This is a genomic window from Agromyces sp. Y575 (assembly GCF_059445445.1).
Genome location: NZ_JCAIUI010000004.1, coordinates 298071 through 324235 on the forward strand (window position 1 = coordinate 298071; position 26165 = coordinate 324235).

The 26165-nt window shown below is 69.3% G+C and carries 23 protein-coding genes; 11 read left to right on the forward strand and 12 right to left on the reverse strand.

The genetic code is table 11. The features are described from left to right. Positions 1 to 25: 25 nt before the first annotated feature. Positions 26 to 3517 (reverse strand): DNA-directed RNA polymerase subunit beta, encoded by a 3492-nt coding sequence (rpoB, locus tag AC1C2U_RS17395; RefSeq protein ID WP_495363022.1) that lies wholly within the window; start codon positions 3515 to 3517, stop codon positions 26 to 28. A gap of 325 nt (positions 3518 to 3842) precedes the next feature. Between rpoB and AC1C2U_RS17400 the strand changes: the two genes are divergently transcribed. Together AC1C2U_RS17400 and AC1C2U_RS17405 are read left to right on the forward strand one after the other, a co-directional pair. After that, positions 3843 to 4595, forward strand: coding sequence for a spermidine synthase (locus AC1C2U_RS17400; protein ID WP_495363023.1), 753 nt, complete (start codon positions 3843 to 3845; stop codon positions 4593 to 4595). A gap of 127 nt (positions 4596 to 4722) precedes the next feature. Then, positions 4723 to 5583 carry a spermidine synthase gene (locus tag AC1C2U_RS17405; RefSeq protein WP_495363024.1) on the forward strand — a complete coding sequence of 287 codons (861 nt, stop codon included), beginning with the start codon at positions 4723 to 4725 and terminating at the stop codon, positions 5581 to 5583. An 18-nt stretch (positions 5584 to 5601) separates the two neighbouring features. On the opposite strand, the gene AC1C2U_RS17410 is transcribed toward AC1C2U_RS17405, so the two are convergent. Continuing rightward, entirely contained in the window at positions 5602 to 7272 is a 1671-nt protein-coding gene (locus AC1C2U_RS17410; RefSeq protein ID WP_495363025.1) for a glycoside hydrolase family 10-like protein, read from the reverse strand. A gap of 77 nt (positions 7273 to 7349) precedes the next feature. Beyond that, positions 7350 to 8516 carry a 5-oxoprolinase subunit PxpA gene (gene pxpA, locus AC1C2U_RS17415; protein ID WP_495363026.1) on the reverse strand — a complete coding sequence of 389 codons (1167 nt, stop codon included), beginning with the start codon at positions 8514 to 8516 and terminating at the stop codon, positions 7350 to 7352. 47 nt (positions 8517 to 8563) lie between these two features. Between pxpA and AC1C2U_RS17420 the strand changes: the two genes are divergently transcribed. The 4 genes from AC1C2U_RS17420 to AC1C2U_RS17435 all read left to right on the forward strand — a co-directional run bounded on the left by AC1C2U_RS17420 (position 8564) and on the right by AC1C2U_RS17435 (position 12719). Continuing rightward, positions 8564 to 9757 (forward strand): PQQ-dependent sugar dehydrogenase, encoded by a 1194-nt coding sequence (locus AC1C2U_RS17420; protein WP_495363027.1) that lies wholly within the window; start codon positions 8564 to 8566, stop codon positions 9755 to 9757. Between the two features lie 85 nt (positions 9758 to 9842). Next, positions 9843 to 10340, forward strand: a complete 498-nt coding sequence (locus AC1C2U_RS17425) for a SprT-like domain-containing protein (RefSeq protein ID WP_495363028.1) — start codon at positions 9843 to 9845, stop codon at positions 10338 to 10340. Positions 10341 to 10592: 252 nt separating this feature from the next. Beyond that, complete coding sequence (locus AC1C2U_RS17430) at positions 10593 to 11996, forward strand: HNH endonuclease signature motif containing protein (protein ID WP_495363029.1); 1404 nt, start codon at positions 10593 to 10595, stop codon at positions 11994 to 11996. 111 nt (positions 11997 to 12107) lie between these two features. Then, the gene (locus AC1C2U_RS17435) at positions 12108 to 12719 is read left to right on the forward strand and encodes a CGNR zinc finger domain-containing protein (protein ID WP_495363030.1); all 612 of its coding nucleotides are present in this window, start codon (positions 12108 to 12110) and stop codon (positions 12717 to 12719) included. Between the two features lie 179 nt (positions 12720 to 12898). On the opposite strand, the gene AC1C2U_RS17440 is transcribed toward AC1C2U_RS17435, so the two are convergent. The 5 genes from AC1C2U_RS17440 to AC1C2U_RS17460 form a co-directional block, all read right to left on the reverse strand. Beyond that, positions 12899 to 13546 carry a 2-phosphosulfolactate phosphatase gene (locus AC1C2U_RS17440; protein ID WP_495363031.1) on the reverse strand — a complete coding sequence of 216 codons (648 nt, stop codon included), beginning with the start codon at positions 13544 to 13546 and terminating at the stop codon, positions 12899 to 12901. A 50-nt stretch (positions 13547 to 13596) separates the two neighbouring features. After that, positions 13597 to 14505, reverse strand: a complete 909-nt coding sequence (locus AC1C2U_RS17445) for a carbohydrate ABC transporter permease (RefSeq protein ID WP_495363032.1) — start codon at positions 14503 to 14505, stop codon at positions 13597 to 13599. Then, the gene (locus AC1C2U_RS17450) at positions 14505 to 15458 is read right to left on the reverse strand and encodes a carbohydrate ABC transporter permease (RefSeq protein WP_495363033.1); all 954 of its coding nucleotides are present in this window, start codon (positions 15456 to 15458) and stop codon (positions 14505 to 14507) included. Before AC1C2U_RS17450 ends, AC1C2U_RS17445 begins: the two co-directional genes overlap by 1 nt. Positions 15459 to 15521: 63 nt before the next feature. Further along, positions 15522 to 16808, reverse strand: a complete 1287-nt coding sequence (locus tag AC1C2U_RS17455) for an ABC transporter substrate-binding protein (protein WP_495363034.1) — start codon at positions 16806 to 16808, stop codon at positions 15522 to 15524. A gap of 80 nt (positions 16809 to 16888) precedes the next feature. Beyond that, positions 16889 to 17833, reverse strand: a complete 945-nt coding sequence (locus AC1C2U_RS17460; protein WP_495363035.1) for an N-acetylmuramic acid 6-phosphate etherase — start codon at positions 17831 to 17833, stop codon at positions 16889 to 16891. A 237-nt stretch (positions 17834 to 18070) separates the two neighbouring features. Between AC1C2U_RS17460 and AC1C2U_RS17465 the strand changes: the two genes are divergently transcribed. Continuing rightward, the gene (locus AC1C2U_RS17465; protein WP_495363036.1) at positions 18071 to 18952 is read left to right on the forward strand and encodes a MurR/RpiR family transcriptional regulator; all 882 of its coding nucleotides are present in this window, start codon (positions 18071 to 18073) and stop codon (positions 18950 to 18952) included. Between the two features lie 91 nt (positions 18953 to 19043). On the opposite strand, the gene AC1C2U_RS17470 is transcribed toward AC1C2U_RS17465, so the two are convergent. After that, positions 19044 to 20297, reverse strand: coding sequence for a hypothetical protein (locus AC1C2U_RS17470; RefSeq protein WP_495363037.1), 1254 nt, complete (start codon positions 20295 to 20297; stop codon positions 19044 to 19046). Positions 20298 to 20396: 99 nt separating this feature from the next. On the opposite strand from AC1C2U_RS17470, the gene AC1C2U_RS17475 reads away from it, so the two are divergent. The 3 genes from AC1C2U_RS17475 to AC1C2U_RS17485 all read left to right on the forward strand — a co-directional run bounded on the left by AC1C2U_RS17475 (position 20397) and on the right by AC1C2U_RS17485 (position 23375). Next, on the forward strand, positions 20397 to 20948 hold the full coding sequence (locus AC1C2U_RS17475) for a hypothetical protein (protein WP_495363038.1): 552 nt from the start codon (positions 20397 to 20399) through the stop codon (positions 20946 to 20948). Further along, on the forward strand, positions 20945 to 21574 hold the full coding sequence (locus AC1C2U_RS17480) for a DUF1684 domain-containing protein (RefSeq protein ID WP_495363039.1): 630 nt from the start codon (positions 20945 to 20947) through the stop codon (positions 21572 to 21574). The genes AC1C2U_RS17475 and AC1C2U_RS17480 overlap by 4 nt, the downstream gene beginning before the upstream one ends. A gap of 232 nt (positions 21575 to 21806) precedes the next feature. After that, complete coding sequence (locus AC1C2U_RS17485; RefSeq protein WP_495363040.1) at positions 21807 to 23375, forward strand: DEAD/DEAH box helicase; 1569 nt, start codon at positions 21807 to 21809, stop codon at positions 23373 to 23375. An 80-nt stretch (positions 23376 to 23455) separates the two neighbouring features. Here AC1C2U_RS17485 and AC1C2U_RS17490 read toward each other — a convergent pair whose 3' ends face one another. Next, positions 23456 to 23830, reverse strand: coding sequence for a YciI family protein (locus tag AC1C2U_RS17490; RefSeq protein ID WP_495363041.1), 375 nt, complete (start codon positions 23828 to 23830; stop codon positions 23456 to 23458). A 565-nt stretch (positions 23831 to 24395) separates the two neighbouring features. On the opposite strand from AC1C2U_RS17490, the gene AC1C2U_RS17495 reads away from it, so the two are divergent. After that, positions 24396 to 24953, forward strand: a complete 558-nt coding sequence (locus AC1C2U_RS17495) for a beta/gamma crystallin family protein (RefSeq protein ID WP_495363042.1) — start codon at positions 24396 to 24398, stop codon at positions 24951 to 24953. On the opposite strand, the gene AC1C2U_RS17500 is transcribed toward AC1C2U_RS17495, so the two are convergent. Then, positions 24950 to 25450 carry a hypothetical protein gene (locus AC1C2U_RS17500; protein ID WP_495363043.1) on the reverse strand — a complete coding sequence of 167 codons (501 nt, stop codon included), beginning with the start codon at positions 25448 to 25450 and terminating at the stop codon, positions 24950 to 24952. The two genes, AC1C2U_RS17495 and AC1C2U_RS17500, sit on opposite strands and share 4 nt — an antisense overlap. Beyond that, a complete protein-coding gene (locus AC1C2U_RS17505; RefSeq protein ID WP_495363044.1) occupies positions 25447 to 26085 on the reverse strand; it encodes an RNA polymerase sigma factor in 639 nt (212 codons plus the stop codon). The genes AC1C2U_RS17500 and AC1C2U_RS17505 overlap by 4 nt, the downstream gene beginning before the upstream one ends. Positions 26086 to 26165: the final 80 nt, after the last annotated feature.

A 26165-nucleotide genomic window follows, 5' to 3' on the forward strand; every position in this document is an offset into this window, starting at 1 on the left:
CTCTGGAATCGTCTACTGGCCTGGCTTAGATCTCGTCGATGTTCGACGACTCGAAGCGCGCGGAGATGTTGATGCCGAGCTCTTCCGCAGCGCGGAAGGCCTCGTCGTCGGTGTCTCGGAGAGAGACCGCTGTGCCATCGGCCGAGAGCACCTCGACGTTCAGGCAGAGCGACTGCATCTCTTTCATGAGCACCTTGAACGACTCGGGGATGCCTGGCTCCTGGATGTTCTCGCCCTTGACGATCGCCTCGTACACCTTGACGCGGCCGAGGATGTCGTCGGACTTGATCGTGAGGAGCTCCTGCAGTGCGTACGCGGCACCGTAGGCCTGGAGCGCCCAGACCTCCATCTCACCGAATCGCTGACCACCGAACTGCGCCTTACCACCGAGCGGCTGCTGGGTGATCATCGAGTACGGACCCGTCGAACGCGCGTGGATCTTGTCGTCGACGAGGTGGTGCAGCTTCAGGATGTACATGTAGCCGACCGAGACCGGGTACGGGAAGGGCTCGCCGGAGCGGCCGTCGTAGAGCTGCGTCTTGCCGCTCGAGTCGATCAGCCTCTCACCGTCGCGGTTGGGGAGCGTCGAGTCGAGCAGACCCGCGATCTCCTCCTCGAGCGCACCGTCGAACACCGGGGTCGCGACCTTGGTGCCGGGCGCGGCGTCGTGGGCGTCCTTCGGGAGCTTCTTGGCCCACGACGGGTTGCCCTCGACCTTCCAGCCCTGCTTGGCGACCCAACCGAGGTGGGTCTCCAGCACCTGGCCGAAGTTCATGCGACCGGGGATGCCGAGCGGGTTCAGGATGACGTCGACGGGAGTTCCATCGGCGAGGAACGGCATGTCTTCGACGGGCAGGATCTTCGAGATGACGCCCTTGTTGCCGTGACGGCCTGCAAGCTTGTCGCCTTCGGTGATCTTGCGCTTCTGGGCGATGTAGACGACCACGCGCTGGTTGACGCCCGAGCCGAGCTCGTCGTCACCGTCTTGCGAGTCGAACACCTTGACGGCGATGATCGTGCCCTGCTCACCGTGGGGAACCTTCAGCGAGGTGTCGCGAACCTCACGGCTCTTCTCGTTGAAGATCGCACGGAGCAGTCGCTCTTCGGCCGACAGCTCGGTCTCGCCCTTCGGCGTGACCTTGCCGACCAGGATGTCGCCGGGACGAACCTCTGCGCCGATGCGGATGATGCCGCGCTCGTCGAGGTCGGCGAGCAGGTCGGGGCTGACGTTCGGGAGATCACGGGTGATCTCCTCTTTGCCGAGCTTCGTGTCGCGCGCGTCGACGTCGTACTCCTCGATGTGGATCGAGGAGAGCACGTCGTCTTTCACCAGGTTCTGGCTGAGGATGATCGCGTCTTCGAAGTTGTGACCCTCCCACGGCATGAACGCGACGAGCAGGTTCTTGCCGAGCGCGAGCTCGCCGTTGTCGGTCGCAGGACCGTCGGCGACGACCTCGCCGGCCTCGATGCGGTCGCCCGTGTTCACGAGAACGCGGTTGTTGTACGAGGTGCCCTGGTTGGAGCGGTCGAACTTGCGCAGGAAGTAGGTCTGCGTGCCGCCCTCGTCGAGCTGCACGGTGACCGAGTCGGCCGAGACCTCGGTGACCACGCCCGACTTGTCGGCGGTGACCACGTCACCCGCGTCGATCGCGGCGTAGCCCTCCATGCCGGTGCCGACGAACGGCGAGTCGCTGCGCAGCAGCGGCACAGCCTGACGCTGCATGTTGGCACCCATGAGGGCGCGGTTCGCGTCGTCGTGCTCGAGGAACGGGATGAGCGAGGTCGCCACCGACACCATCTGGCGCGGCGAGACGTCCATGTAGCCGATCTCGTCGGCTGGGAAGAGGTCGACCTCGCCACCCTTCTTGCGGGCGAGCACGCGCTCTTCGGCGAAGTGGGCGTCTTTCGTCAGCGGGGCGTTGGCCTGCGCGACGATGTGGTCCTCTTCCTCCATCGCGGTGAGGTAGTCGATCTGCTCGGTGACCTTGCCCTTGACGACCTTGCGGTACGGGGTCTCGATGAAACCGAAGGAGTTGATGCGCGCGAACGATGCGAGCGAACCGATGAGGCCGATGTTCGGGCCTTCCGGGGTCTCGATCGGGCACATGCGGCCGTAGTGCGAGGGGTGCACGTCTCGCACCTCGACACCGGCGCGGTCACGTGAGAGACCGCCGGGGCCGAGCGCCGAGAGACGACGCTTGTGGGTCAGACCCGCGAGCGGGTTGTTCTGGTCCATGAACTGCGAGAGCTGCGAGGTGCCGAAGAACTCCTTGATCGCAGCGACGACGGGTCGCACGTTGATCAGGGTCTGCGGGGTGATCGCCTCGATGTCTTGAGTCGTCATGCGCTCACGCACGACGCGCTCCATGCGGCTGAGGCCGGTGCGCACCTGGTTCTGGATGAGCTCGCCCACGGCGCGGATGCGACGGTTGCCGAAGTTGTCGATGTCGTCGACGTCGAGGCGCAGGTCGATCGCCTTGCCGGCGCGGCGTCCGGGCAGGGTGGTGCGCTCATCGTGCAGGGCGACGAGGTACTTGATCGTTGCGACGATGTCTTGCACTGTCAGCACCGAGTCGGTGAGGGGAGCCTCGAGGCCGAGCTTGTTGTTGATCTTGTACCGGCCGACCTTGGCGAGGTCGTAGCGCTTCGGGTTGAAGTAGAAGTTGTCGAGGAGCGCACGCGCGGCCTCGGCAGCGACCTGCTCGCCCGGACGGAGCTTGCGGTAGATGTCCTTGAGCGCCTCTTCCTTCGTGAGGATGTTGTCCTTCTCGAGGGTGAGGGCAATGGACTCGTAGCCGGCGAACTCTTCGAGGATCTCCTCGGAGGTCAGGCCGAGGGCCTTGAGGAACACCGTGACCGACTGCTTGCGCTTGCGGTCGATGCGAACGCCGACCTGGTCGCGCTTGTCGATCTCGAACTCGAGCCATGCGCCACGGCTCGGGATGACGCGAGCCGAGTAGATGTCTTTGTCAGAGGTCTTCTCGGCGGTGCGGTCGAAGTAGACACCCGGCGAACGCACGAGCTGCGAGACGACGACACGCTCGGTGCCGTTGATCACGAACGTGCCCTTGGGGGTCATCAGCGGGAAGTCGCCCATGAAGACGGTCTGCGTCTTGATCTCACCCGTGAGGTGGTTCATGAACTCCGCGTTCACGTACAACGGTGCTGAGAAGGTCTTCGACTTCTCTTTGCACTCGTCGATCGTGTACTTCGGAGGCTCGAGCTCAGGGTTGGTGAACGAGAGCTGCATGGTCTCACCGAGGTCTTCGATCGGGGAGATCTCTTCGAAGATCTCCTCGAGACCGGTGGTCTCAGGCAGGTCTTCACGACCGGCTGCCTTGCCATCAGAGAGGCGTGTCTTCCACGCTTCGTTGCCGACGAGCCAATCGAAGCTCTCGGTCTGAAGGGCGAGCAGGTCGGGTACCGTGAGGGTATCGGTGACCTTGGCGAACGAGAGACGGCTTGCACCGCGTCCGTTCTTGGGGGTGGGCGTGGTTGCGTTGCGCGCAGCGGCCAAGTGAAAAACCTCCATGGCCCCGTCGGGCCGGTTCACTGTCGGTAGCGGAGAGTGGAACCCCTCAGACGAATGCGGCCGAATATCCCAGCGGTGAACCGCACAGAATCTCGACACGTACACGAAGCCGACCGCAATATGAAGGCATGGTGGGTCTGGGAGCGCAAAGGTTAACTATATGCCGCCAGGCGCGCCGTGTCCAGTCGATTCTTGATTTGTCTGCGATTCTCCGGTATAACCCGATTTCGCGTCCACTCAACACCGGGTTTCCGACCGGGCGAGGCCCTCTGCCAGGCGGCGTGCGAGGCATCCGTGACACCATGCGTGGATGGAGCCGCGCATCGAATTCGAGGCCGACGTGTTCTCGTCGAACGGCTTGACCCTGCTCGTCGACGGCACGGCCCAGTCGCACGTCGACGCGGTCGATCCGACCCGATTGTTCTTCGAGTACACGCGTCGCATCGGTCACATCGTCGACGCCCTCGCCGCGCCTGGTACCCCGCTTCGCGTACTGCACCTCGGCGGTGGCGCCCTCACGCTCGCCCGCTACGTGGCGGCGACCCGGCCCGATTCCGAGCAGCTCGTCGTCGAGCTCGACCGCGAAGTGCTGGACACCGTGCTCGCGCGCCTCCCGCTGCCGGCCGACGCGCGCGTCAAGTTCGTGATCGGCGACGCGGCATCCGTCATCGACACCCTGCCCGGTCCGTTCGACCTCGTCATCGTCGATCTCTACAGCCGGCTGGAAGCACCCGCATTCGTCGACACCCGGGCATTCATGAGCGGATGCCTCGGACTCACCTCGCCCAGCGGCGTGCTCGCCGTGAACGTGGCCGACGCGGCCGGACTCGTCCGCCTGCGGAGCCAGACGAGTGCGGTGAGCCGCGCCGATCCTTCGGCTGCGCTCCTCGTGGCGGGCGACCCTGGTGTGCTCTCGGGCGCGGAGGAGGGCAACGCCGTGCTCGTCGCCGCTCCCAGCGCGCTGCCGGATGGGCTCCGCGAGCGGCTGCTCGCGCTCGGCCCGCATCCCGCCGCGGTGCTCGACGGCGCGCGGCTCGACTTCGTACTCTGGGGCGCCTGCTGAGCGGGATGCCTGCTGACCGGCGCCTGGCGAACCGGCGGCGGCGCGCAAAAGCGTGGCATCCGCGCTCTGGGGCGCCTGCTGAGCGGACCGAGACGAACCGGCAGCGGCGGGCGGTAGCGTGGCATCCGTGTCAGAGCTCGAACGCCGCCTCGCCGTCAGCGGCCACCTCGCCCGACTCGAGGAGTCGCGCCAAGCGCCGGGCTCGTGGACCCTCTACGTCGATGGCACGCCGCAATCGCACGTCGAGCTGGAGCGGCCCGACTGGCTCGGCTTCGAGTACGTGCGGCGAATCGGCCACGCAATCGACCTCGTACGCCCCGACCGGCAACCGATCACCGCGGTGCACCTCGGCGGCGGCGCACTCACCCTGCCGCGGTACGTCGCGGAGACCAGGCCCGGCTCGCGCCAGCAGGTGATCGAACTCGAGTCCGAGCTCGTCGATCTCGTGCGCGAGCACCTGCCGCTCCCCCGCGGCGCACAGGTGAGGGTGCGTCACGGCGACGCCCGCGAGGTGCTCGCGAAGCTGCCTGCCGGACTTGACGGCGCCGTCGACATCGCGGTCGTCGACATCTTCTCGGGCGCGCGCACGCCCGCGCACGTCACGAGTGCGGAGTTCTATGCGCTCGTGTCACCGCGGCTCGCGCCCGGCGGCATCGTCGCCGTGAACGTAGCCGACGGCGCCGGCCTCGGGTTCGCCCGATCGCAGGCGGCTACCCTCGCCCACGTCTTCCCGCACCTCGCGATCGCGGCCGACACCTCGATGCTGAAGGGTCGCCGGTTCGGCAACATCGTGATGTACGCCTCGCACGACGAGCTGCCCTTCGACGGCCTGCCCCGGCGCCTCGCGAGCGACCCGGCCCCGGCGAAGCTCGTCGACGGCGACGAACTCCGGCGCTTCATCGCAGGCGCACCCGTCGTGACGGATGGCACTGCGGTGCCGTCGCCCCCGCCCGCCCGGTCGGTGTTCCTCTCGAAGCCCGGCGCCTGACGCGGCATCCCCTCACCGTCAGCGGGTGGTGCGCACCCGGCTCGGCGGCGTCTCGTTCCAGACCCGATCGAGCGCGGTCACCGCGTAGCTGTATCGGACGTCGGCGGCTGCCGTCGCGTCGATGAATCGCTGCGCCACGCCGTCGGCGGATCGAACCGTCGCGATGAGGTTGCCGGCGTCCTCGACGTCGATCTCGTCGACGCGACCGTCGACCCGGTAGATCGCGAACGAGGTGGCTCGGCGCCTGGGCGGCCCGGCGTCGAGCCAGTGCAGCGCGACCCCGCCCTCGGCCTGAAACGCTGTCGCGAGCACCGGAGTGCGCACCTCGGTCGCGGGCAGCCACGACATCGCCGGCACGATCGCGGGCCGCGAGTAGTGATCGGCCAGCACCCGCGACATCGAGCCCTGCGGGTCGGCCGGCACGTGCTTGGCCGAGAAGTACACGTTGCCGTGGACGGGCGCCTGGGTGGCGTCCACCTCGCGGTCGAACGTGAGGTGGTTCGACAATTCGGCGGGGTCGGTGAACACGCCGGACGTCACCTTGTAGAGCGCCTCGCCGATATAGAGGTGCGTTCCGGATGCCTCGGCGACATCGGCCCACCAGGGCACGAGCTTCGCGTAGTCGGCGACCGCGAGGCCGAACTGCCAGTAGATCTGCGGGTTGATGTAGTCGAGCCAGCCCTCGAGCACCCACTTGCGGGTGTCGGCGAACTGCAGGTCGTACGACTGCGAACCGCCGGTCTCCGAGCCGAGCGGGTCGGTCGCCATGTTGCGCCAGATTCCGAACGGGCTGATGCCGAACTTGACCCAGGGCTTCAGCGCCTTGATGCGCTCCGAGACGGAGCTCACGAAGGTGTCGACGTTGTGACGCCGCCAAGCGGCGATGTCGTCGAAGCCGGCGCCGTGAGCGGCGTAGGTCGCGGCATCCGGAATGGACTGCCCGGCCACCGGGTACGGGTAGAAGTAATCGTCGAAGTGCACGCCGTCGAGGTCGTAGTGCTCGACCGAATGCAGGATCGCCTGCTGGATGTGCTCCTGCACCTCGGGCAGTCCGGGATCGAAGTAGAGCTTGCCGCCGTACGCCCAGACCCATTCAGGATGCACCCGCGCGGGGTGCTCGGGCACGAGTGCGGCCGGATCGACCCCCATCGAGACGCGGTACGGGTTGTACCAGGCGTGCAGCTCGAGGTTGCGGCGGTGCGCCTCTTCGACGATGAAGGCGAGCGGGTCGTAGCCGGGGTCTTGTCCCTGCACGCCCGTGAGGTATTGCGACCACGGTTCGAGCGGGCTCGGCCAGAACGCGTCGGCGGTCGGCCGCACCTGCACGAAGACGGCGTTGAGGTTGAACTGCTCGGCGACATCGAGCCAGTGCAGGAACTCGGCGCGCTGCTCGTCGGCGGTGAGTCCGGTACGCGACGGCCAGTCGATGTTCACCACCGAGGAGATCCACATCGCGCGGAGCTCGCGCTTGCGGGATGCCGGCGCGGCGGCTTCGGCACCGGCGGCTGCGTCGCCGGTCACGGACGATGCGATCGCGGGAGGCGCAGCGAGCGTGCCGACGGTCACGGTGAACGCGGACGCCGCGGCTCCGGCGACCGCGAGAGTGAGGAACCCCCTGCGGTGGAGCGCGGGCGAGTTCTGGGCGCGGTTCGAAGTCTGGGCGGCGGGCGGTGTGCGGTCGAGGGGCATCGTTGATCCTCCGAGTCGGTCCGTTTTGGAAGATACTTCCATGCCTGACACCTGATGTGAAGAGTTGTATCCACATGTCAGGCGTGACGGAATCGCACCTCGTGCCCGGGCCGCAATTGCGCGACGGCATCGAGCGATGCGGGCGCGACGATCGCGATGACGGAATAGCCGCCGGTGACCGGGCGATCGGCCAGCAGGATGGTCGGCCGTCCGTCACCGGCGATCTGGATCGAGCCCGGCACCGTCGCCTCGCTCGCGAGCTCGCCGGGCCCACGCCGCTCGAGTGCGGGACCGACGAGGCGGGCGCCGACCCGGTCGGCTTGCTCCGATACGCGCCATGCGGTGTCGAAGAGCGTCGCGCGTGCACCGTGCGTGAACCAATCGGCGCGTGGCCCCTGCATGAGGGCGAGCGTCACAGCACCGGTCGGCGGCGGGGATGCCGCTTCGCGGTCGAGCAGGGGCACGGATGCCGCGGGCGCCGCGCCGATCGCGAGCACACGACCCGCGGCGACCGGGTCGGGACCGATCGCGGCGAGCGTGTCACGTGAGCGTGAGCCGAGCGACTCGGGTTCGTCGATGCCACCGCGCACCGCGAGGAGGTACCTGAGGCCCTGTGCGGCCGGTGCGATCTCGAGCGCCCGATCGGATGCCGCGGCGGGATCGTCGATCACCGCACCCGGCTCCCCTCGGGGCACGAGGGAGCCGTCGGCCACGTACCCCCGATCGACGAACGCCTCGCGGGCGTACCGGACGCCCGCGGCATCCGCTGCCCGTTCGATCGCGCTGCCCGGCGGACCGAGCACGGAGAGCGCTGCGTCGTAGGCGGCGACGGCCTCGACGAATGCATGGGCAGCCGACTCGTCGCTCGCGAGCCGGTGATAGAGGGCCCCGTGCGCCTTCACATAACGCACGCGGGTGCCGGCCGCACGGGCGAGTCCGTCGAGAGCGCCGAGCTGGGCGAGCAGTTCTGCGGCGATCTCGCCAGGGCTCGTGTCGAGCGCCCGCCGCCCGAAGCCCGCGAGATCGCGATAGCCGGGGTGCGCGCCGAGCGCGACACCGGTGCGGGCGGCGAGCCGAGCGCTCGCGAGCATCGTCATCGGATCACCCGCGTGGAAGCCGCACGCGATGTTCGCGCTCGAGACGAGGGCGAACATCGCCTCGTCGTCGCCCAAACGCCATGCCCCGAACGACTCGCCGAGGTCGCTGTTGAGGTCGATGCTGTTCCCATCGTTCGCGGCGGGCATGCTCCCATTCTGGCGCGGACTCGCGCAGACTGGGGTGGGGAGGTCGGATGCCACGCAGTCATGCTCGAGACGAGCGGCGTCTGCGCGCAGCATCCGTCGCCCTGATCGCGCTCGTCGTGCCGCTGGGCGGCCTCGTCGGCTGCACACCGGAACCACCCCTGCCGACCCCGACCCCGCTCGCATCGACGGATGCACCGCCGTCGGCGTCACCGCCCGCGACGCCTGTTCCCCCGCCTCCCGTGCTGCAGCCGGCCGGCACCCCGGAGGCGATCGCGTCGGGCCTCGACGCGCCGTGGTCGATCCTGCTGCTGCCGAGCGGCGGCGTGCTCGTCAGCGAACGCGACAGCGGCGACATCGTCGAGGTGCTGGCCGACGGTTCACTTCGGGTCGCTGCAACGGTGCCCGGCGTCGCGTCGGGCGGCGAGGGCGGGCTGCTCGGCCTCGCGTTCCTCGCTGGCGACGGGGAACGGCCCGATCGCGTCTACGCCGCCCACACCGCGGCATCCGACAACCGGGTCGTGCGGATGCCGCTGACCGGCGCACCCGGTGCGCTCGCCCTCGGCGCGCCGGAGCCCGTCGTCACCGGCATCCCGCGGGGCGGAGCCAACCACAACGGCGGCCGAATCGCGTTCGGGCCCGACGGGCTCCTCTACATCACGACCGGTGACGCCGGCAACCGCGATGCCGCGCAAGACCCGGCCTCGCTCTCGGGCAAGATCCTGCGGGTGACCCCCGACGGCGCGGCGGCACCCGGCAACCCCTTCGGGAACGCCGTCTGGACGCTGGGCCACCGCAACCCCCAGGGCATCGCGTGGGACGCGCGCGGTGACATGTGGGCCGCGGAGTTCGGGCAGAACACGTGGGACGAGCTGAACCGCATCTCGCGCGGCGGCAACTACGGCTGGCCGATCGTCGAGGGCCAGGCCGGCGACGCGCGATTCCTCGACCCCGTCGCGCAGTGGTCCACCTCCGAGTCGAGTCCGAGCGGGCTCGCGGTGATCGGCGACACGCTCTTCCTGGCGGCATTGCGCGGCGAACGCGTCTGGATCGTGGCCCCTGCGACGAGCGGCGGCGCACTCACCGCGACTCCCTGGTTCGCGGGCGAGCTCGGGCGCATCCGCGACGTCACCGCCGGCCCCGACGGCTCGCTCTGGCTGCTCTCGAACAACACCGACGGGCGTGGATCGCCGGGTGACGGTGACGACCGGTTGTATCGCGTGCCGCTCGCGCCGACGGGCTAGGTGGGCGCTGGCGCCCGGAATCTGCACCCGATCGGGGGTCGCCGCCTCCTCGCCGGCGTCGCCGGTCAGCGCTATTGTCTGTTCCATGGCGGATCTCGAGCGCGTGCGGCGGTGGGCCGAGGCCCTCATCGTGCTGCATCTCGACACTGCCACCTGGACGTTCGGGTTCGACAACGCGAAGAAGCGCGCCGGCCTCTGCAACTACACCGACAAACGCATCTCGGTCTCGCGCTACCTCGCCGCCCGCTACGACGACGACGAGGTCCACCAGATCCTGCTGCACGAGGTCGCGCACGCCCTCGCCGGGCCGCGCGCAGCACACGGGCCGAAATGGGCGTCGATCGCATCCAGCCTCGGGTACGTCGGCCGTCGCACCCATGACGGCGAAGTGGCCCACGAACTTGCGCCCTGGATCGGGCAGTGCCCGGCCGGCCACGAGCACTTCCGCTACCGCGAGCCTCAGCGCCAGTTGAGCTGCGGGCTGTGCCGGCGAGGCTTCGACCGCGCGAACCTCATCGTGTGGCACCGTCGCGAGATCACCGCCGCAGTGCGGCGCAAGGCGGCGAGCGCGGCCAGCGGCTGAGTGGGGTACGCGCACACGCCGCCTGCAGGTCGTCTCGAGACGTGCGAGTCGACCGCGCACCCGTGAGGTTCGAGAGAGCCGACGGATGCCTCCTGGCGCGCACCAGCTCGGCTGCCCGCTTCGTCGGCGTGAACCTCACTGACTCATCCTCCACAGGGTCGCATTCGCCAAGTTCTCCACAGGCAGTTTTCGCAGATCAGGTTTGTATTCCGACCCGCTCCGAATGTCGGTGGGTGGGTGCAGGATCGAAGCATGGAAGAACACCCGCGACCGCTGCAGGCGCTCGAGCGCGACCTCGATGCCTTGCGCGCGAGGTGGGCAGACGGCCTGCCGGCGTTCGGTGCGACCACGGGTTCGACGCAAGGCGAGCTCGAGCAAATGAGCGACGCGGCCTTGATGCGAGTGACCGAGACGCTCGCGCAGGTCCGCCGCGACGCCGACGCGTTGCTGACCCGGGTTGCCGCCGAAGTCGCCAAGCGCTCGGGCAGCACGTTCGGCAACGACGGTCTCGCGAAGGCGCAGGGCTTCCACAACCCGGTCAGGCTCATCGCGGCCTCCCTCGGCAGTTCGCGGGGCGATGCTGCGAAACTCATCGCGGTCGGCACCGCGACCGCCGAACGGCAGACCTTCGGCGGCCACCGGGCCCCGGCGCCCCACCCTCACGTCGCCGCCACCTTGGCGACGGCGTCGATCAGTGTCGAGGCGGCCTCGGCGATCACCTCGATGCTCGACCGCGTCGCGCTGCGCGCCGACGCGGCACTGGCCGACGTGGTCGAAGCCGCACTCGTCGAACTCGCCGGGCGGGTTTCCCTCGAGTTGCTCATGCGCGGAGTCCGTGAAGCAGAGGCGCGTCTCGACGAATCCGGGGTCGAGCCCCGCGAGGAGGCCCTCCGGCAGGAGCGGTCCTTGACGATGCGTGAAGACGGCGCCGGCATGCTGCACCTGCACGCCCGGCTCGACCCGGAGTCCGCCGCACCCGTCAAGGCAGCCATCGAGGCGCTCGTCAGCGACGTGTTGCGCCGACGTGAGCCCAAGCCCGACGAGACGGGTGCCGTGATCGAAGATGCACGGTCGATCCCGCAGATCCAAGCCGACGCACTCGCCGCTCTCGCCCGGCACACCCTCGGCTGCACGCAGACCCTCACCCCGCTTGCCAAGACGTCCGTCGTGATCCGCCTCGACCTGCGCACGCTCACCGACGGGCTCGGGCATGCCGACATCGATGGCATCGAGCAACCGATCTCCGCCGGCACCGCCAGGCGCATGGCCGCCGATGCCGAGCTCATTCCCGCCGTCCTCGGCGGCCAGTCCGTGCCACTCGACCTCGGTCGCACCGCTCGCCGCTTCACGAAGGCGCAGCGTCTCGCTCTCGCTGAGCGCGATGGTGGCTGCGCCTCGTGCGGGCAGAACATCGGCTACGTCGACGCCCACCACATCCGCTGGTGGAAGCGCGACGACGGGCCGACCGACCTCGCCAACGGCGTCATGCTGTGCAGCTTCTGCCACCACATGATCCACCGCGAGGCCTGGGAGATTCGCGCGACCGCGAGTCAGGTGTGGTTCATCCCCCCACCGCACGTCGATCCGCACAGAACACCCCGACTCGGCGGCAAGGCGCGCTTCGCTCTGCCCAGAGGTCAGCACGCTGCGGCCTGACTCGTCGTCAGCCGACATCGACCGGCCTCGGTCGACCATCATGCCGTTCGCCGCATACATCCCCGAGCCACGCCGTCGATGAGGGGTCTCGTAAGCCAGTACCTTGGTTGTATGCCCGTCTCCACCGTCTCGATCGCCGTCGGGCAATGGTTCACCGGCGGCGAAGGCACTCGCTGGTGGTTCGATTCGGGTTCGTTCGCGCTCGACTTCGCGTACACCGGTCAGATCGGCGGCCTGCAGTCGGGCGAGCGACTCCACGCACCCGACGACCTCACGCGGTGGCTGCACGAACGGTTCCCGGTGCCCGTGGGCGCAGCGCGCTCCCGCGATCTCTTCGACGCGATCGCCCTGCGCGACGCGATCAGCCGTATGGCAGTGGCGGCGAGCCGCGAAGAGCCGCTGCGCGCCGCCGACGTCGACCTCGTGAACCTCTATGCGGCCACTCCAGACATCCCGCCGACGCTCGCGGGCGGCTCCCGGCAAGCCGGCCGCTCGGTGCAGACCGTGCCGCAGTCGCTCTCCACCATCGCGCGCGACGCCGTCGACCTCTTCGCGCCGGCGAGCGTCGAGCGCATCCGCTGCTGCTCGGGCGCCGACTGCGAGATCGTGTACCTCGACACCTCGAGGGCGGCGAGTCGCCGATGGTGCTCCATGCAGCGCTGCGGAAATCGCGCCAAGGTTCGCGCACACCGGGCGCGGAAGGCCGTGCGCCCCGCCGCGTGAGTGGTCACCACGGCGACCGCGAGACGAGACGCAGGCGCTGAGTTCGGTCGACGGATGCCTCGTCGGATGCCCCGCTAGCGCCCACGACGGCCGCACTGCGCCGGGAGGAGTGCGCCGAGATCGGTCGACGGATGCGCCAGCGCCCACGACCGCGCAGCGACGAGACGCGGGCGCTGCGATCAATCGACGGATGCCTCGGCGACCGCCCCGCCCGAGCGCACGACTCGCACCGTCTGGATCGAGTCGAGTAGGGCGACCTCGTGCAGCTCGCCGGTGCTCATGCCTGCAGCTGCGGCTGCACGGCCCGAGACCGACGCCGAGGTGAGGTGGCGCACCGCTCGACGCAGACCCCCGAACGCCGCGGTCGCGACCGCTGCCTCTGGCGAGGTGTCGTCGATGCCGAGCGATGCCAGCGCATCGATGATGGCTCCGGCACCGAGCAGGTCTTCGGCGGTGAATCCCTCGTCTGCATCGCCCGCGGCGATGATCGCGATGAATGCGCGACGGCCCAGGCGCTCCTGTTCGGCGAGGATCCAACGCGCGGTCGCGGTCGCATCGACGAATCCCGCGGCGAGCACGGCGGCATCGACGGGCGCGAGTGAGACGACACCCTCGGGCAGGTCCGGCGCCGAAGCATCCGCCGACACCGCAGCATCCGACACCACAGCATCCGGCACAGAAGCATCCGCCACAGAGGCATCCGGCACCACATCGACCCAGACGAGCAGGTCGACCCCTTCGCCAATGCGCGCCGCACCGCGGCGGCCCCAGTCGAACCGCACCTGATACTTCGATTGGGCATCGGGGCTCGGGTTCTGCTCGTTCACCCCCACAGGCTATCCCGTGCGGCGGCGACCCCTTCGCCGGATGACGGTGATCACTTGCTCATGCCGGCGGTCAGCCCCGAGACGATCTGTTTCGTCGCGATGAGGAACAGCACCACGAGCGGAATCGTCGCGAGCGTCAGCCCCGCGAAGAGCGTCGCCCAGTCGGTCTGGTACTCGCCGAAGAACCGAGTGATGCCGACCGGAAGGGTGTATGCGTCCTGATCGCGGATGAGGATCAGCGGATAAAAGAAGTCGTTCCACACCGGCACGAAACGGAACACGATGACCGTGGCGATCGCCGGCTTGACGAGCGGCAGGTGCACTCGCCAGAAGGTCGCGAACGGGCCGGCGCCGTCGAGCCTGGCCGCCTCGTCGAGCTCGATCGGAAGCTGGCGGAAGAAGCTCGCCAGCACGAACGTGGAGAACGGGATGCCGAGGGCGCCGTAGACGAGGATCAGGCTCCACAGGTTGCTCACCATGCCGAGGCTGTCGAGCAAGAAGAAGAGAGGCAGGATCGCAAGGAACACGGGCAGCATGAGGCCCGAGAGGAACGTCGCCTCGAGCACGCCGAAGAGCTTCGAGCGGGTGCGCGCGAAGGCGTACGCCGCGAGCAGCGAGACCGCCGTCGAGAGCAGCACCGAGCTGACCGTCACGAAGATCGAGTTGAAGAAGTAGGTGTCGAACGACGCCGTGATCCACGCCTTCTGGTAGCTCGCGAAGTTCGGCGGCAACGGCAGGCCCAGCGGGTTCTGCGCCATGTCGGGCGTCGTGCGCAGCGAGTTCGACACCATCAGCAGGAGCGGCGCGATGGAGACGAGCGCGTAGATCCACAGGAAGGTCGACGCGGCGGCCCCGCCGAACGTGACCGGCTTGCGGCGTCGCGACTCGCGGCCGCGCCCGTGACGAGTGGCGGCCGACTCTTCGGAGTCGGTCGCAGCACCGGAGGCGAGCGTCGTCATCAGTACAGCCGCCGTTCAGCACGGCGCATGAGCCAGGTGATGAGCATCGAGACTCCGAAGATGAAGAGGAAGAGCAGGGTCGCGATCGCCGAGGAGGTGCCGATCGCGTTGGAGGAGCCCGACTCGAACGCGGTGCGGTAGAAGAGCAGGCTCAGCACGTCGGTCGCGCCGGCCGGGCTGCCCTGGGAGCCGCCGAGGGCGTACGGAATCGGGAAGGCCTCCATGGCGCCGATGAAGGTCAACACGCTCACCGTGCCGATCGCGGGCACCAGCATGGGCAGGGTGATCGAACTGAACCGCTGCCAGGGGCCGGCGCCGTCGAGCGAGGCCGCCTCGTCGATCTCTTCCGGGATACCCCCGAGCGCCGCGCCGTAGAGCAGCACCGGGAAACCGATCCACTGCCACGCGGTCACGAGCACGACGACCCAGATCGCCGTCGCCGGGTCGCCCAGCCACGGTTGCGCGAGGTCGCCCGGGCCGATCGCTCGCAGCACCGAGTTCACCGGACCGAACAGCGGCGACAGCATGAGCGACCAGAGGTAGCCCACGACGAGGGGCGACACGAGGTAGGGCAGCGTGTACATCGTCTGGAAGAAGCGCTTGAATCGTCGCATCCGGTGCAGCAGGATCGCGAGCCCGAGACCGACGGTGTTCTGGAACACCATGGCCCCGATGAAGAGCATCAGGTTGTGCACGAAGGCGTTCGGGATGTCGGTGCTGTACGGGAGCTGCGTGAACAGGGTCACGTAGTTCTCGACCCCGACGAACCCCTCGCGCAGGATGCCGGTCCACCCGAAGAACGAATAGCTGAGGGCGGTGAGCAGCGGATAGAGGATGAAGACGGCGAAGAGGATGAGGGCTGGGAGGACGAAGACCATGCCCGCCCGTCGCGACAGGGTGATCCCCGTGCGCGTGGCGCGTCGCGGCGTCGCGCGTCGCGTGATGACGGACATGGTCTTCATTCCTCTTCGGGCTTCGGGGATGGGTGCTGGGCGACTGCTACTCGACCAGTTCGATCATTCGCCGGGCACGAACCACTGCGAGACACCCGTCTGCAGCGCGTTCGCGACGCCGGCGGGGTCGGTTTCGCCGAGGAACATCTTCTGCACCTGCTCGCCGAGCACCGCGGTGCCCTGGGGCTCGCCGTACCGGAAGTCGACGAGGAGGAGGTACGGCGCCTCGCCCTCCTGGTAGTTGTCCCACGCCTCCTTCATGACCTCGTCGGAGTACTCGACCCCGGGGATCGCCGAGAACTGGTTGAGCTCATCGGCGACGAGCTGACCGAACTCGGGAGTCGCGAGCCAGTTGAGCAACTCGAACGCGGCGTCCTGGTTCTTCGACTTCGAGTTGATCGCGAAGTTGCCGTCGGCGTACGCCGGGCTGACCGGCGCCTCCGAGACGGCGTTCGGGGGCAGCGGCACCTGGTACGAACCCAGTTCCAGGTCGGGTGCCTGCGTGCGGAAGGTGGCGATCTCGAACGAGCCGCCAGGGAACTGCGCCGCCTGCCCCGAGGTGAACTGGATCTGGCTGTCGGTGTAGCTGACGCCGACGACGTCGGGGGTCAGGTACTTCTGCATGTCGGAGACGATCTGCAGGGAGTCGACGTAGTCGGGGTCTTCGAACGTCGTCGAACCGTCGAGGATCTTCTCCTCGAAGGCCGTGCCGCCGTAGCGCGCAGAGCCGAAGATGTCCGAGAAGATCGGTAGCATCCAGGCGTCTTTCGCGCCGAGCGCCATCGGGGTCACGCCGGCCGCGAGCAGCGACTCGTTGAGCTCGATGAAGTCGTCCCACGTCTTCGGCACCTCGAGGTCGTGCTCCTCGAAGATCGCCTTGTTGTAGAACACCTGCAGGGTCTGTGTCGCAAGGGGCACAGCGTAGAGCTCGCCGTCGGCCTTGCCCTTCGCGCCCGCGAGCACGCTCGGCGCGATCTCGTCGACGCCGTCGACCTTGCCGTCGATCGCCTCGAGTTGGCCGGCCTCGATGTTCGGCTGGAGCTGCCCGTATGCGCGAACCATGGGCACGTCCGGCCCGTCGGAGCCGGCGAGGCCGGTCGTCAGGATCTGGTTGTACTCGGTGTTCTGGAACGCCTCGAACTCGACGGTGATGCCCGGGTGCGCCTCTTCGAAGACGTCGAAGATCGAGTTGTACGCCTCGACGTCTTCGGTGCGCCACGACCAGACCTTCAGTGTGACGTCTTCGCCGGCCGTCTCCGACCCGCCGCTCGGCGCGCTCGGCGCGCAGGCGCTGAGCACGAGGACCGAGCCGAGAGCCGCGGCAGCGAACGTCAGTGTGCGTCGCCTCATGTGTGTACTCCTTCGGTGTGGTGATGGGATTGCGGTGCGGTGATGCGGTGATACGTATGTGCGGTCGGTGTTCGCGGCCGTCAGCCGCGCTCGATCGGGCGAAGCGCTGCGACCGCGTCGCGCACGGAGTCGGCATTGCCGCCGAGCGCCGCGCGCGCCTCGACGATGTCGACGCCCGCGAGGCTCGCGACGATTGCGGTCTTCAGCTCGCCGTCGGCGTCGGCGAGCATTCGCGCCGCCGCATCCGGCTCGACGCCCGTGGCCTCGCCGAGGATGCGCACGGTGCGCCGGCGAAGCTTGTCGTTGGTGGCGACGACGGAGACCATGAGGTTCGACCAGGTGCGCCCGAGCGCGACCATGAGGGCCGTCGAGAAGCCGTTGAGCACGAGTTTCTCGGCGGTGCCCGCCTTCAGCCGGGTGGATCCGGTGATGACCTCTGCGCCGGTCTCGAGCACGATGTCGCGGTCGACGAGGCCACCGAATGCGGAGTTCGGGTTGCAGGAGACGAGCGCCGTGTACGCGCCGGCCCGCTTCGCTGCGGCGAGCGCGCCACCGACGTACGGGGTGTTCCCGGATGCCGCGAGGCCGATGACGAGGTCACGGTCGGTGATGCCCGCGGCCGCCGCCCGACCCTCATCTGCCGAGTCCTCGGCATCTTCGACCGCACGCACGAGGGCGGGTGCACCGCCTGCGATGTGAGCGACGACGACGCCGTCGTCGAGGTTGAAGGTCGGCAGGAGTTCGGCCGCGTCGAGCACGCCCAGCCGCCCGGAGGTGCCCGCACCGAAGTAGTGCACTGCGCCGCCGCGGCGCACCCGATCGGCGGCGTGATCGACGAGCATCGCGATCTCGGGCAGTACCTTCGCGACCGCGTCGACGGCGATCCGGTCGTGGACGTTCAGGAGTTGGAGAAGCTCTTCGATCGACGCGCCATCGAGGCCGATCGATTCATCGAGCCGCCCCTCGGTCGGGGAGGTGTCGATCGCGCCGGCTGCGGCGTCGGCGTGCGATGGGGAGAGTTCCATGGAACGAAGCGGTCCTTTTCAACCTGCGGATGAATCGTGTTTCCGACAGTATGGACAAAACTGTCAGTGAATGGAAGAGAGCTGGTCATTTTTTCCAATGATCGCGAGGAGCCCCGATGGATTGGGTTCGATCGGTAGTATTCCTAGCCAACCGAGTCCACCCGGTGCGGACGTCGACCGCGCGCCTGTCGTTGCGCCGACGTGTCACCGACGCCGCCTCCTCGGGAAAGGGACAGCATGACCAGCGACGTGTTCATCGCCCTCCGCCAGCGCATGCCGGCGCTCAGCAAATCCGAACGGCGCATCGCCGAGATGGTGATCGACGACCCCGCGATCGTCGTCGACTCGACGATCACGCGACTCGCCGAACTGTGCGGCACATCGCAAGCGAGCGTCGCGCGATTCTGCCGCGCGGCAGGCTTCGGCGGGTACAAGGAGTTCCGCATGGCGATCGCGGCCGCGCAGAGCCGTGAAGCCGCCGCCCAGGAGTTGTTCCGCGTCTCGGACGCCGAGATCGATCCCGACGACAGCGCCCTCGACCTCGTGACGAAGGTCGCCTACCAGGAGGTGCGTGCGATCGAGGAGACTGCCCGCAGCCTCGACCTCGTCGCGCTCGACGCGGCGGTGGCGGCGATCAGGGCGGCGCCGCGCATCGAGATCTTCGGCGCGGGCTCCAGCGGCCTCACCGGCGAAGACCTGCACCAGAAACTGCACCGGGTGGGCTTCACGAGCTACTGCTGGTCCGACGCACATCTCGCACTCACCTCGCTCGCGCTCGCTCGCCCGGGGTGGGTGGCCGTCGGCATCTCGCACTCGGGGCTCACCATCGAGACCAACCAGATGCTCGAGCTGGCACGGGCGGGCGGCGCGACGACCATCGCGATCACGAACTACCCCGCCTCGCCGCTCGGCACGAGCGCCGACCTCGTGCTCGCGACCTCGGCGCGCGAGTCCCGTTACCGCACCGGGGCGATGTCGAGCCGACTCGCCCAGATGGCCCTCGTCGACTTTCTGGTCGTGCGCCTACTGCAGGGCGATTTCGAACGCGCGAGTGAATCGCTGCGGCGCACCTACGACGCGGTGCAGGCGCACCGACTCGACGCGGGCCGCGGCGCCTGAACACTCACCTGGCGCGGCGCCTGAGCGCGCACCTGGCGCGACAGAACCCTCACCTGGTGCGACAGAACCCTCACCTGGTGCGCCAGAACCCTCACCTGGTGCGATAGAGCGCCAGGGCCTCGGCGTCGCTCGCCCGCGACGTCGCCCGGCGCGCCGCGTCGAGCGCCGCCACCGGGTCCGGCTCCTGATGGGCGATGACGAGCTGGCGTTCGGCCTCGGCGAGCCTGGTGCGGGCATCCGCGCCGACCGCGTGTCCGCCCCGATCGATCGCTGCACGGGCGACCCGCAACTGGCTCTCGGCGATGGCGATCGCACCGCCCAACGCCCCGCGGGCGCCGTCGAGTCGGCCCTGCGCGTTGCGGGCGGCAGCGCGTGCGACCTCAAGCCGGTCGCGACACGCCCGGAGCCGGTCGCGGTCGGTGAACGGGTCACCGGCCAGTTCGGCACGCTCGGCCATCGCAGCCGAGCCGTCCCCGATCGCCGAACCGAGCGCCTCGGCAGCGTCGGGATCCTCCTGGGCATCGCGCTCGCGCCGCGCCGCCACGAGCTCGCGGTCGAGTGCGGCGGCCTCGCGCGACGCATCCGATTGCGCGGCCGCGAGGGCCTGCTCGACGGCGTCGATCTCCGCTAGGTCGCGGGTCGCGCGTGCGAGTGCGTCCTCCGCGGATCCCAAGCGATCGGCCGCCGGCTCGGCACGTGCAAAGCTCGCCTCGGCCTCGTCGAGCGACACGGTCACCTCGGCGAGCGCGGCGTCGACCCGGGTCGCTGCACCTCGCCCGGCGGCGAGCGCCGACGGCGCGAACCTCGTGCCGAGTCGCTCGAGCATCTCCTCGGCCTCGAGACGACGGCGACCGAGCCGTTCGGCCTGCTCACGCAGCGCAGGCAGCTCCGTGTGCACCCCGCGTTCGCTGCGTCGACGGGATGCGAGAGAAGACTCCGCGTCATCGAGCACCCCGATCACAGAGTTGCAGAGTCCTTCGATTCGGCTGCTCCAGGTCCGTCGTTCGGCCGCAGTATCCGCCTCGGCGTCATCGAGGCGCTGCTGCAGGACGAACGCCTCCCGCAGCCAGCTCCGCGCCGAATCGAGCGCCGTGCGCATCGCGCGCGCCTGTTCCGAGCCGAACTGCGCCTCTGCGTAAGCGACTTCGCGTTCCGCATCGCGCACGGCGTTGTCTGCCTGCACGATGAGCACCTTCGCACGCACCTCAGCAGCGGCGCCCGCGGCGAGCGCCGTGCGCTCCCGGCGTGCACCGCTCCGGCGCAGCGCCACCACCCCAGCCACGAGCGCCGCGGCAGCGGCCCCGAAGACGAGGAGGGAGGGCAACCACCAGAGTCCGTCGGGCATGAGCGGGAGTCTAGGCGTTCGTGGTCCGAGTGAGCCGTGCAACGCCTCGAATCCGGCGCGGCACTTGGCAGGGGCATCCGAGCGCCCTACTCTCGGCTCATGCGGGTGCTGTTGAAACTCAAGCTCGATTGCACTCCGGATGCCGCATGGCGGGCGCTCCGGAGTCCGGCCGTGCTGCGCGAGGTCGTCGCGCCGTGGCTCGACTTCGACTCGCTCGAGCCGGGCGGCCTGCCGACGGTCTGGCCGGAGGGGCCGCACCGCTTGCGGGTGCTCGCCTTCCGCCGCTACCCGATCGGCGAGGAGCGCGTCGAGCTGAGCAGCCCCGGCGGCCTGCCCGTCGGCGTGCGGATGCTGCGCGACGGTGGCGGCGCCGAGACCGGGCCGTTCGCCGCGTTCGAGAGTTGGGATCATCGCATGGCCGTTTCGGCCCTTCCCGACGGTCGCACCCTCTACCGTGACCAATTGCTCGCGAGCGCCGGCGCCCTCGACGCGCTCGCCTGGTATCCGACGTGGGTGTTCTGGCAGTGGCGCGGTATGCGGTTGCGGCAGCTCGCGCCCGGCTGGCGCTACGACCCGCCGGGCACCGCGGATGCCGCGGCATCCGAGAGCGCCGCAGCGGCGGCGCACGCCCCCATGGGGGCGGCGGCATGACCGACTCGATCGGCGCGCTCCAGCTGGCCGACTGGCGGCGACGCGTTTTCGGGCTCTACTCGGGCGTGCGTCAGTTGAGCGTGCACTCCCCTGCGGCCGGCCACGAGCTGTGGAAGTCCGCGCGGGACGAGCTCTTCGCGGGGCATCCGCAATCGCCGTTGCTGCCCGACGACCGGGCCAGCTTCACGGGACTCACGGTGGCCAGGTACGACCCTGATTGGCGATTCGAACTGGAGGTTCGACGCGCCGCCGAGCCCGTGCGCATCGCCGTCGACAGCGCGACCGACGGCGTGATCCCGTTCTCGCTCGTCGGCGACGTGCGCATCCCCTACCTCGGCACCCTCGACGTGTGGCGGCTCACCGGCTACGGCGGCGGGCTCTTCGTGCCCGTCAAAGATCGGCTGGCCGGCACTCCCGGTGGCACCTATGGCGGCGGCCGATACCTGCTCGACGCGGTGAAGGGCGCCGACCTCGGGCCGGGGGCCGAGCCCGACTCCCTCGTCATCGACTTCAACTTCGCCTACAACCCGTCGTGCGCCTACGATCCGTCGTGGTCGTGCCCCCTCGCCCAGCCCAGCAACACCCTGCGCGAAGACGTGCCCGTCGGCGAGCGGATGCCCCTCTGACGGCGGTTGCACAGGGTCATCAGCTAGAGTGATCGATGGCGGCCGCGATGAACGCGCCGCTTGCGTCGTAGAAACGCTTCCGGGCACTGCACATCGTGCAGTGGCCCGTTGACTCTCATACGGCGAACGGATGCGCCGACCGGCGCCTTCGCCACAACACCCACCGCCGGGCCGAGAACCCTCCGCAAGCCGGAGCTCGAACCAGCGGTGTGCTCTGCCCTGAAAGGCACCAGTGACCGACATCACCTTCAGCACGCTCGGCGTGCCGGCCCCCCTCGTCGCGGCCCTCGCCGCCGACGGAAAGACCACCGCGTTCCCGATCCAGGTCGACACGCTTCCCGACACGCTCGCCGGACGAGACGTGCTCGGCCGCGGCAAGACCGGCTCGGGCAAGACCATCGCCTTCGCGCTGCCCATGATCGCGCGCCTCGGCACCACGCTCGCCGGCGGACGTCGCCGCCCGGGCCGCCCCCTCGCCCTCGTGCTCGCACCGACGCGTGAACTCGCCACCCAGATCGACGCGGTGCTCGCGCCGCTCGCCGCCGCCTACGACCTGAAGACCACGACGATCTTCGGCGGCATCAGCCAGAAGCGCCAGGTCGACGCGCTGCGCGCCGGCGTCGACATCGTCGTCGCCTGCCCCGGTCGCCTCGAAGACCTCATGAAGCAGGGCTTCGTCACGCTCGACGCGATCGAGATCACCGTGCTCGACGAGGCCGACCACATGGCCGACCTCGGCTTCCTGCCCGTCGTCACGCGCATCATGGACAAGACCCCTTCCGGCGGACAGCGTCTGCTGTTCTCCGCGACGCTCGACAACGGTGTGGACAAGCTCGTCAAGCGCTTCCTCCACAACGAGGTGCTGCACTCGGTCGACGAGGCCACCTCGCACGTCGCCGCGATGACCCACCACGTGTTCGAGGTCTCCGACGTCGACGCGAAGAACGAGCTCGTGCGCACCCTCGCCTCGGGCACCGGCCGTCGCTTGCTGTTCATGCGCACCAAGCACCACGCGAAGAAGCTCGCGAAGAAGCTCACCGAGCAGGGCATCCCCGCGGTCGACCTGCACGGCAACCTCTCGCAGCCGCAGCGCGACCGCAACCTCGCCGCGTTCTCCGACGGCTCCGCCAACGTCATGGTCGCCACGGATGTCGCGGCGCGCGGCGTGCACGTCGACGCCATCGAGCTCGTGATCCACGTCGACCCGCCCATGGAGCACAAGGCGTACCTGCACCGCTCGGGCCGCACCGCCCGCGCCGGCAGCGAGGGCGACGTCGTCACCATCAGCCTGCCTGCGCAGAAGCAAGACCTGAAGACGCTGCTCCGCAAGGCCGCGATCACCGTCACCCCGCAGCAGGTCACCGCGACCTCGCCCTCCGTGACCACCCTTGTCGGCGACGTCGCCCCCTTCGTGAAGCCGTCGCCTCGTGCGGCAGTGCAGCAGCAGGGCGGCGGCGGTCGGTCGCAGGGCGCCAACGCGCAGCGCAAGCGCACCGCTCGCGACGAGCGCGGCGCCGGCGAAGGCCGCACGAGTGCCGGTCAGGGCCGCGCTCGCGGTCGCGGCGGCAACGGTGACGGCCAGTCGGATGCCGCGGGCGCACCCCGCCGCGACCGCTCGGGCCGCCCGGCCGAGGCGCGTGCGAACGCTCCGAAGCAGGGCGGCGGCCAGGGCCGCGGCGCGCAGACGACCGGCGCGCAGCGCGGGTCATCCGCTCGCTCGGGCGCGAAGGCGCCGCTTCGTGTCGGCAGCCTCGTCTCGCCCTCGGCCAACTCGCGCGGCAACCGGCGCGCACAGGGCTGACGCCCGAACACTCAGCTGAACGGCCCCGACGAGCTCGCTCGTCGGGGCCGTTCGCGGTCGGTGGTGCAGCCGACCGTTTCTCAGTTCTGCGGCGCCTCCTGCAGGGCCCGCACTTCGATGCGGCCCTGCAGGGCCTTCGACGCCTGCGTCGCCCACTGCACGGCGGCCTCCTCGTCGTCGGCCTGGATCACCCAGAAGCCCCCGACGTATGACGCCGCCTCGACGAACGGCTCATCGAGCACCTGCGCCTGCTCGGCCGTCGCGTCGACCGTCTTGGCCGTCGACGGCGGCTGCAATCCGCCGGCGAAGAGGAACGCTCCAGCGTCCTTGAGCGCCGTGTTGAACTCGTCGACCGCGGCCATCACCGCCTCGAGCTCCGCCGGGTCGAAGTCCTGCATCGACGCCATCGTCGGCTCGTCTGCGGAGTCGTGCGGCACAGTCAGGAAGTACTGCATGAGAAGTCCTCTCCTTGGGGGCCGCCGTCCGCGTCCCGTTATTCAAGACGTCGAACGACGAAGGCGCCGATCGACATGAGCCCCGAATCGCTGCTCGCGACCGGCATCGGCAACCTCGGCCAGTGCGACGTTCAGTTCAGCGACTGGAACCGACCTCGCTCGCGCGGCAGCGGACTCCGCGCGGGTGAGCGACGAACGGGCCGGTGTCCCCCGACACCGGCCCGCCGCCCGCCGCCCGCCGTGAGGCGGTGCCGGCCCGAGTCCCCCTGCGGGCCGGCACCGCCTCGGCCGGCGCCGCAGCGTGCGATCACAGCACCGACGTGACCGCCCGACCGATCTCGCCGCCGACCATGAGCGCCGCGGTGACGACCGCCGCAAGTGCGCACGCGACGATCGTGGTGGTCATCGCTCTCGTTGCTCTCGTTCCTCGCATCCACAGCCTCCGTCCCTGACACGGGTATGTCCGGCTCACCGTCGCCGGTTCCATCGGCATTCGCGGAACTCCACGCCCGTGCCGGACATAACGGTGTGTGCGGCCGAGCGGCCGCGTGAGAAGAGGAACCCGATGAAGAAGATCCGTGCGATCGGCGCTGTACTCGCAGCGACGTTCGTGTTCGCGAGCCTTGCCGCGGTCTCGCCGGCCACGGCGGCACCACTCGATGCCGCCGACCGGAAGACCACCGCCCCGGTGCACTGCGCCGTCGAAGTGCAACCCGTCGATGCGCCGGTCGCCGACGCGACGCCCGTCTGCTTCGCCGAGCGCAAGGGCGTCGACCGATATCTCGACCTGATCACCGCGGCGAATGCCTCGTCACGCGGTGTGGCTGCAGCCTCGACCCGGCTCGGCACCGTCTATTCAGACAGCAACGGAGGCGGCTCGAGCCTCACCTTCTGGGGGTCGAGCGGATGCTACGGCGTTCTCTTCGGCTTCTCCAGCATGCCCTCGGGCTGGAGCAGCAATGTGAGCTCGGCCGGCGGCTCCAACGGGTGCTGGGTCTCCCTGTACACGACGACGGGGTACGGCGGATCCCGCCTGACCTGCACGCCATGGTGCGGCGGCGTCGGCACCCTGAACGACAAGGTCCGCTCTGTCGTCTTCCGCCCCACCGGCACGTTCGGTTAGTCAAGCGGTGCCAAGCCGAGCGCGGGGCAGATCGACGCGTTCGACGACGGCACGATCGCCGCGCTCCCGTCAGGCAGGACACAGGCCTGCAGCTCGTCGGGGACGCGGCCAGGGGGGTTGCTCGGAGCCGTCGGGTCGTACTCGGCGTCGAGCACCCCCTGCTGCCACATCAGCGAGCAGAGCTCGATCGCATCGGCGACCCGGCCCTCGCCGCTCGGCGAGGCGATCGTCGCCGACGGGCCCGGGTAGCTGCCATCGGCGTTGCGTTCCGCGGCCGTCATGCACAGCACGATCTCGGTGTTCGAGACATCGCCGGGCTGCAAGAGCACCGCACCGGCTGTAGCAGCCGCACCGATCACGAGCACGCCGATGCCGCTCCAGCTGAGCAGTCGAACGCGACGACGCTTGGTCTGGGCGGCCGGCTCGGCGCGCGCATGCTCGACGAGCAACGCGCGGATCGCGGCGTCCCGCTCGGGGCGCATCTCGGGCCCGCTCATCCGGTCACCCCCAGGTCTTCGACGGGTGCAGCGCTCGCAGCGCCCGCAGCGCTCGCAGCGCCGTGCTCTCGTGGCTCGCGAAGGTCGCCGAGTGCCTGCTGGAGCTTCGCGCGCGCCCGCGAGAGCCGCGACTTCACGGTGCCGACGGGCAGATCGAGCACACTCGCCACGGTCGCCATCGGGAGTTCGTCGACGAGGCACAGGTCGACGATGCGCCGATCGCTCGCGTTCAGCCGCTGGAGTGCGGCGGCGATGCCGCGCGACACGCGCTCACCGTCGAGTCGCTCACCGACCTCATGGCTCGGATCGGCTGAGAACTCGGCGGCCGGGAGTTTCGCGAGCAAGCGCCGGTAGCGTCTGCTCGACCGCTGGCTGTTGAGTGACACGTTCGTGGTCACGACGAGCAGCCATGGCAGGAGCGAACCGTCGACGAACCGCACCGCGTGTCGGCGCCGCCACGCCTCGAGGAAGACCATGGCGACGACGTCTTCCGATTCAGTGCGGTTGAGCGTGCGGGAATACGCCTTGCGGAAGATGCGCGCGCGATAGCGGTCGTAGACGACGCCGAACGAGGCCTCGGTGCCCGAGGTCGCCTCGAGCCAGAGCACCGCGTCCGATCGGGCATCGTCAACCATGGTCGAGCCAGCCTAACCGCGCCGCGCCGTATCGGCGCATGCACGCCGTCGTGCGCGCCGATGCCGCATCCCTTCGCGTC

Coding starts and splice junctions, on each gene's coding strand:
- AC1C2U_RS17470 (WP_495363037.1), bottom strand. CDS start 20,297: ATGCCCGACGGACTCTGGTGGTTGCCCTCCCTCCTCGTCTTCGGGGCC.
- AC1C2U_RS17455 (WP_495363034.1), bottom strand. CDS start 16,808: ATGAGGCGACGCACACTGACGTTCGCTGCCGCGGCTCTCGGCTCGGTC.
- AC1C2U_RS17450 (WP_495363033.1), bottom strand. CDS start 15,458: ATGTCCGTCATCACGCGACGCGCGACGCCGCGACGCGCCACGCGCACG.
- AC1C2U_RS17445 (WP_495363032.1), bottom strand. CDS start 14,505: ATGACGACGCTCGCCTCCGGTGCTGCGACCGACTCCGAAGAGTCGGCC.
- AC1C2U_RS17420 (WP_495363027.1), top strand. CDS start 8,564: ATGCCACGCAGTCATGCTCGAGACGAGCGGCGTCTGCGCGCAGCATCC.
- AC1C2U_RS17465 (WP_495363036.1), top strand. CDS start 18,071: ATGACCAGCGACGTGTTCATCGCCCTCCGCCAGCGCATGCCGGCGCTC.
- AC1C2U_RS17410 (WP_495363025.1), bottom strand. CDS start 7,272: ATGCCCCTCGACCGCACACCGCCCGCCGCCCAGACTTCGAACCGCGCC.
- AC1C2U_RS17490 (WP_495363041.1), bottom strand. CDS start 23,830: ATGCAGTACTTCCTGACTGTGCCGCACGACTCCGCAGACGAGCCGACG.
- AC1C2U_RS17430 (WP_495363029.1), top strand. CDS start 10,593: ATGGAAGAACACCCGCGACCGCTGCAGGCGCTCGAGCGCGACCTCGAT.
- AC1C2U_RS17480 (WP_495363039.1), top strand. CDS start 20,945: ATGACCGACTCGATCGGCGCGCTCCAGCTGGCCGACTGGCGGCGACGC.
- AC1C2U_RS17460 (WP_495363035.1), bottom strand. CDS start 17,833: ATGGAACTCTCCCCATCGCACGCCGACGCCGCAGCCGGCGCGATCGAC.
- AC1C2U_RS17495 (WP_495363042.1), top strand. CDS start 24,396: ATGAAGAAGATCCGTGCGATCGGCGCTGTACTCGCAGCGACGTTCGTG.
- AC1C2U_RS17400 (WP_495363023.1), top strand. CDS start 3,843: ATGGAGCCGCGCATCGAATTCGAGGCCGACGTGTTCTCGTCGAACGGC.
- AC1C2U_RS17435 (WP_495363030.1), top strand. CDS start 12,108: ATGCCCGTCTCCACCGTCTCGATCGCCGTCGGGCAATGGTTCACCGGC.
- AC1C2U_RS17500 (WP_495363043.1), bottom strand. CDS start 25,450: ATGAGCGGGCCCGAGATGCGCCCCGAGCGGGACGCCGCGATCCGCGCG.
- AC1C2U_RS17505 (WP_495363044.1), bottom strand. CDS start 26,085: ATGGTTGACGATGCCCGATCGGACGCGGTGCTCTGGCTCGAGGCGACC.
- AC1C2U_RS17425 (WP_495363028.1), top strand. CDS start 9,843: ATGGCGGATCTCGAGCGCGTGCGGCGGTGGGCCGAGGCCCTCATCGTG.
- AC1C2U_RS17475 (WP_495363038.1), top strand. CDS start 20,397: ATGCGGGTGCTGTTGAAACTCAAGCTCGATTGCACTCCGGATGCCGCA.
- pxpA (WP_495363026.1), bottom strand. CDS start 8,516: ATGCCCGCCGCGAACGATGGGAACAGCATCGACCTCAACAGCGACCTC.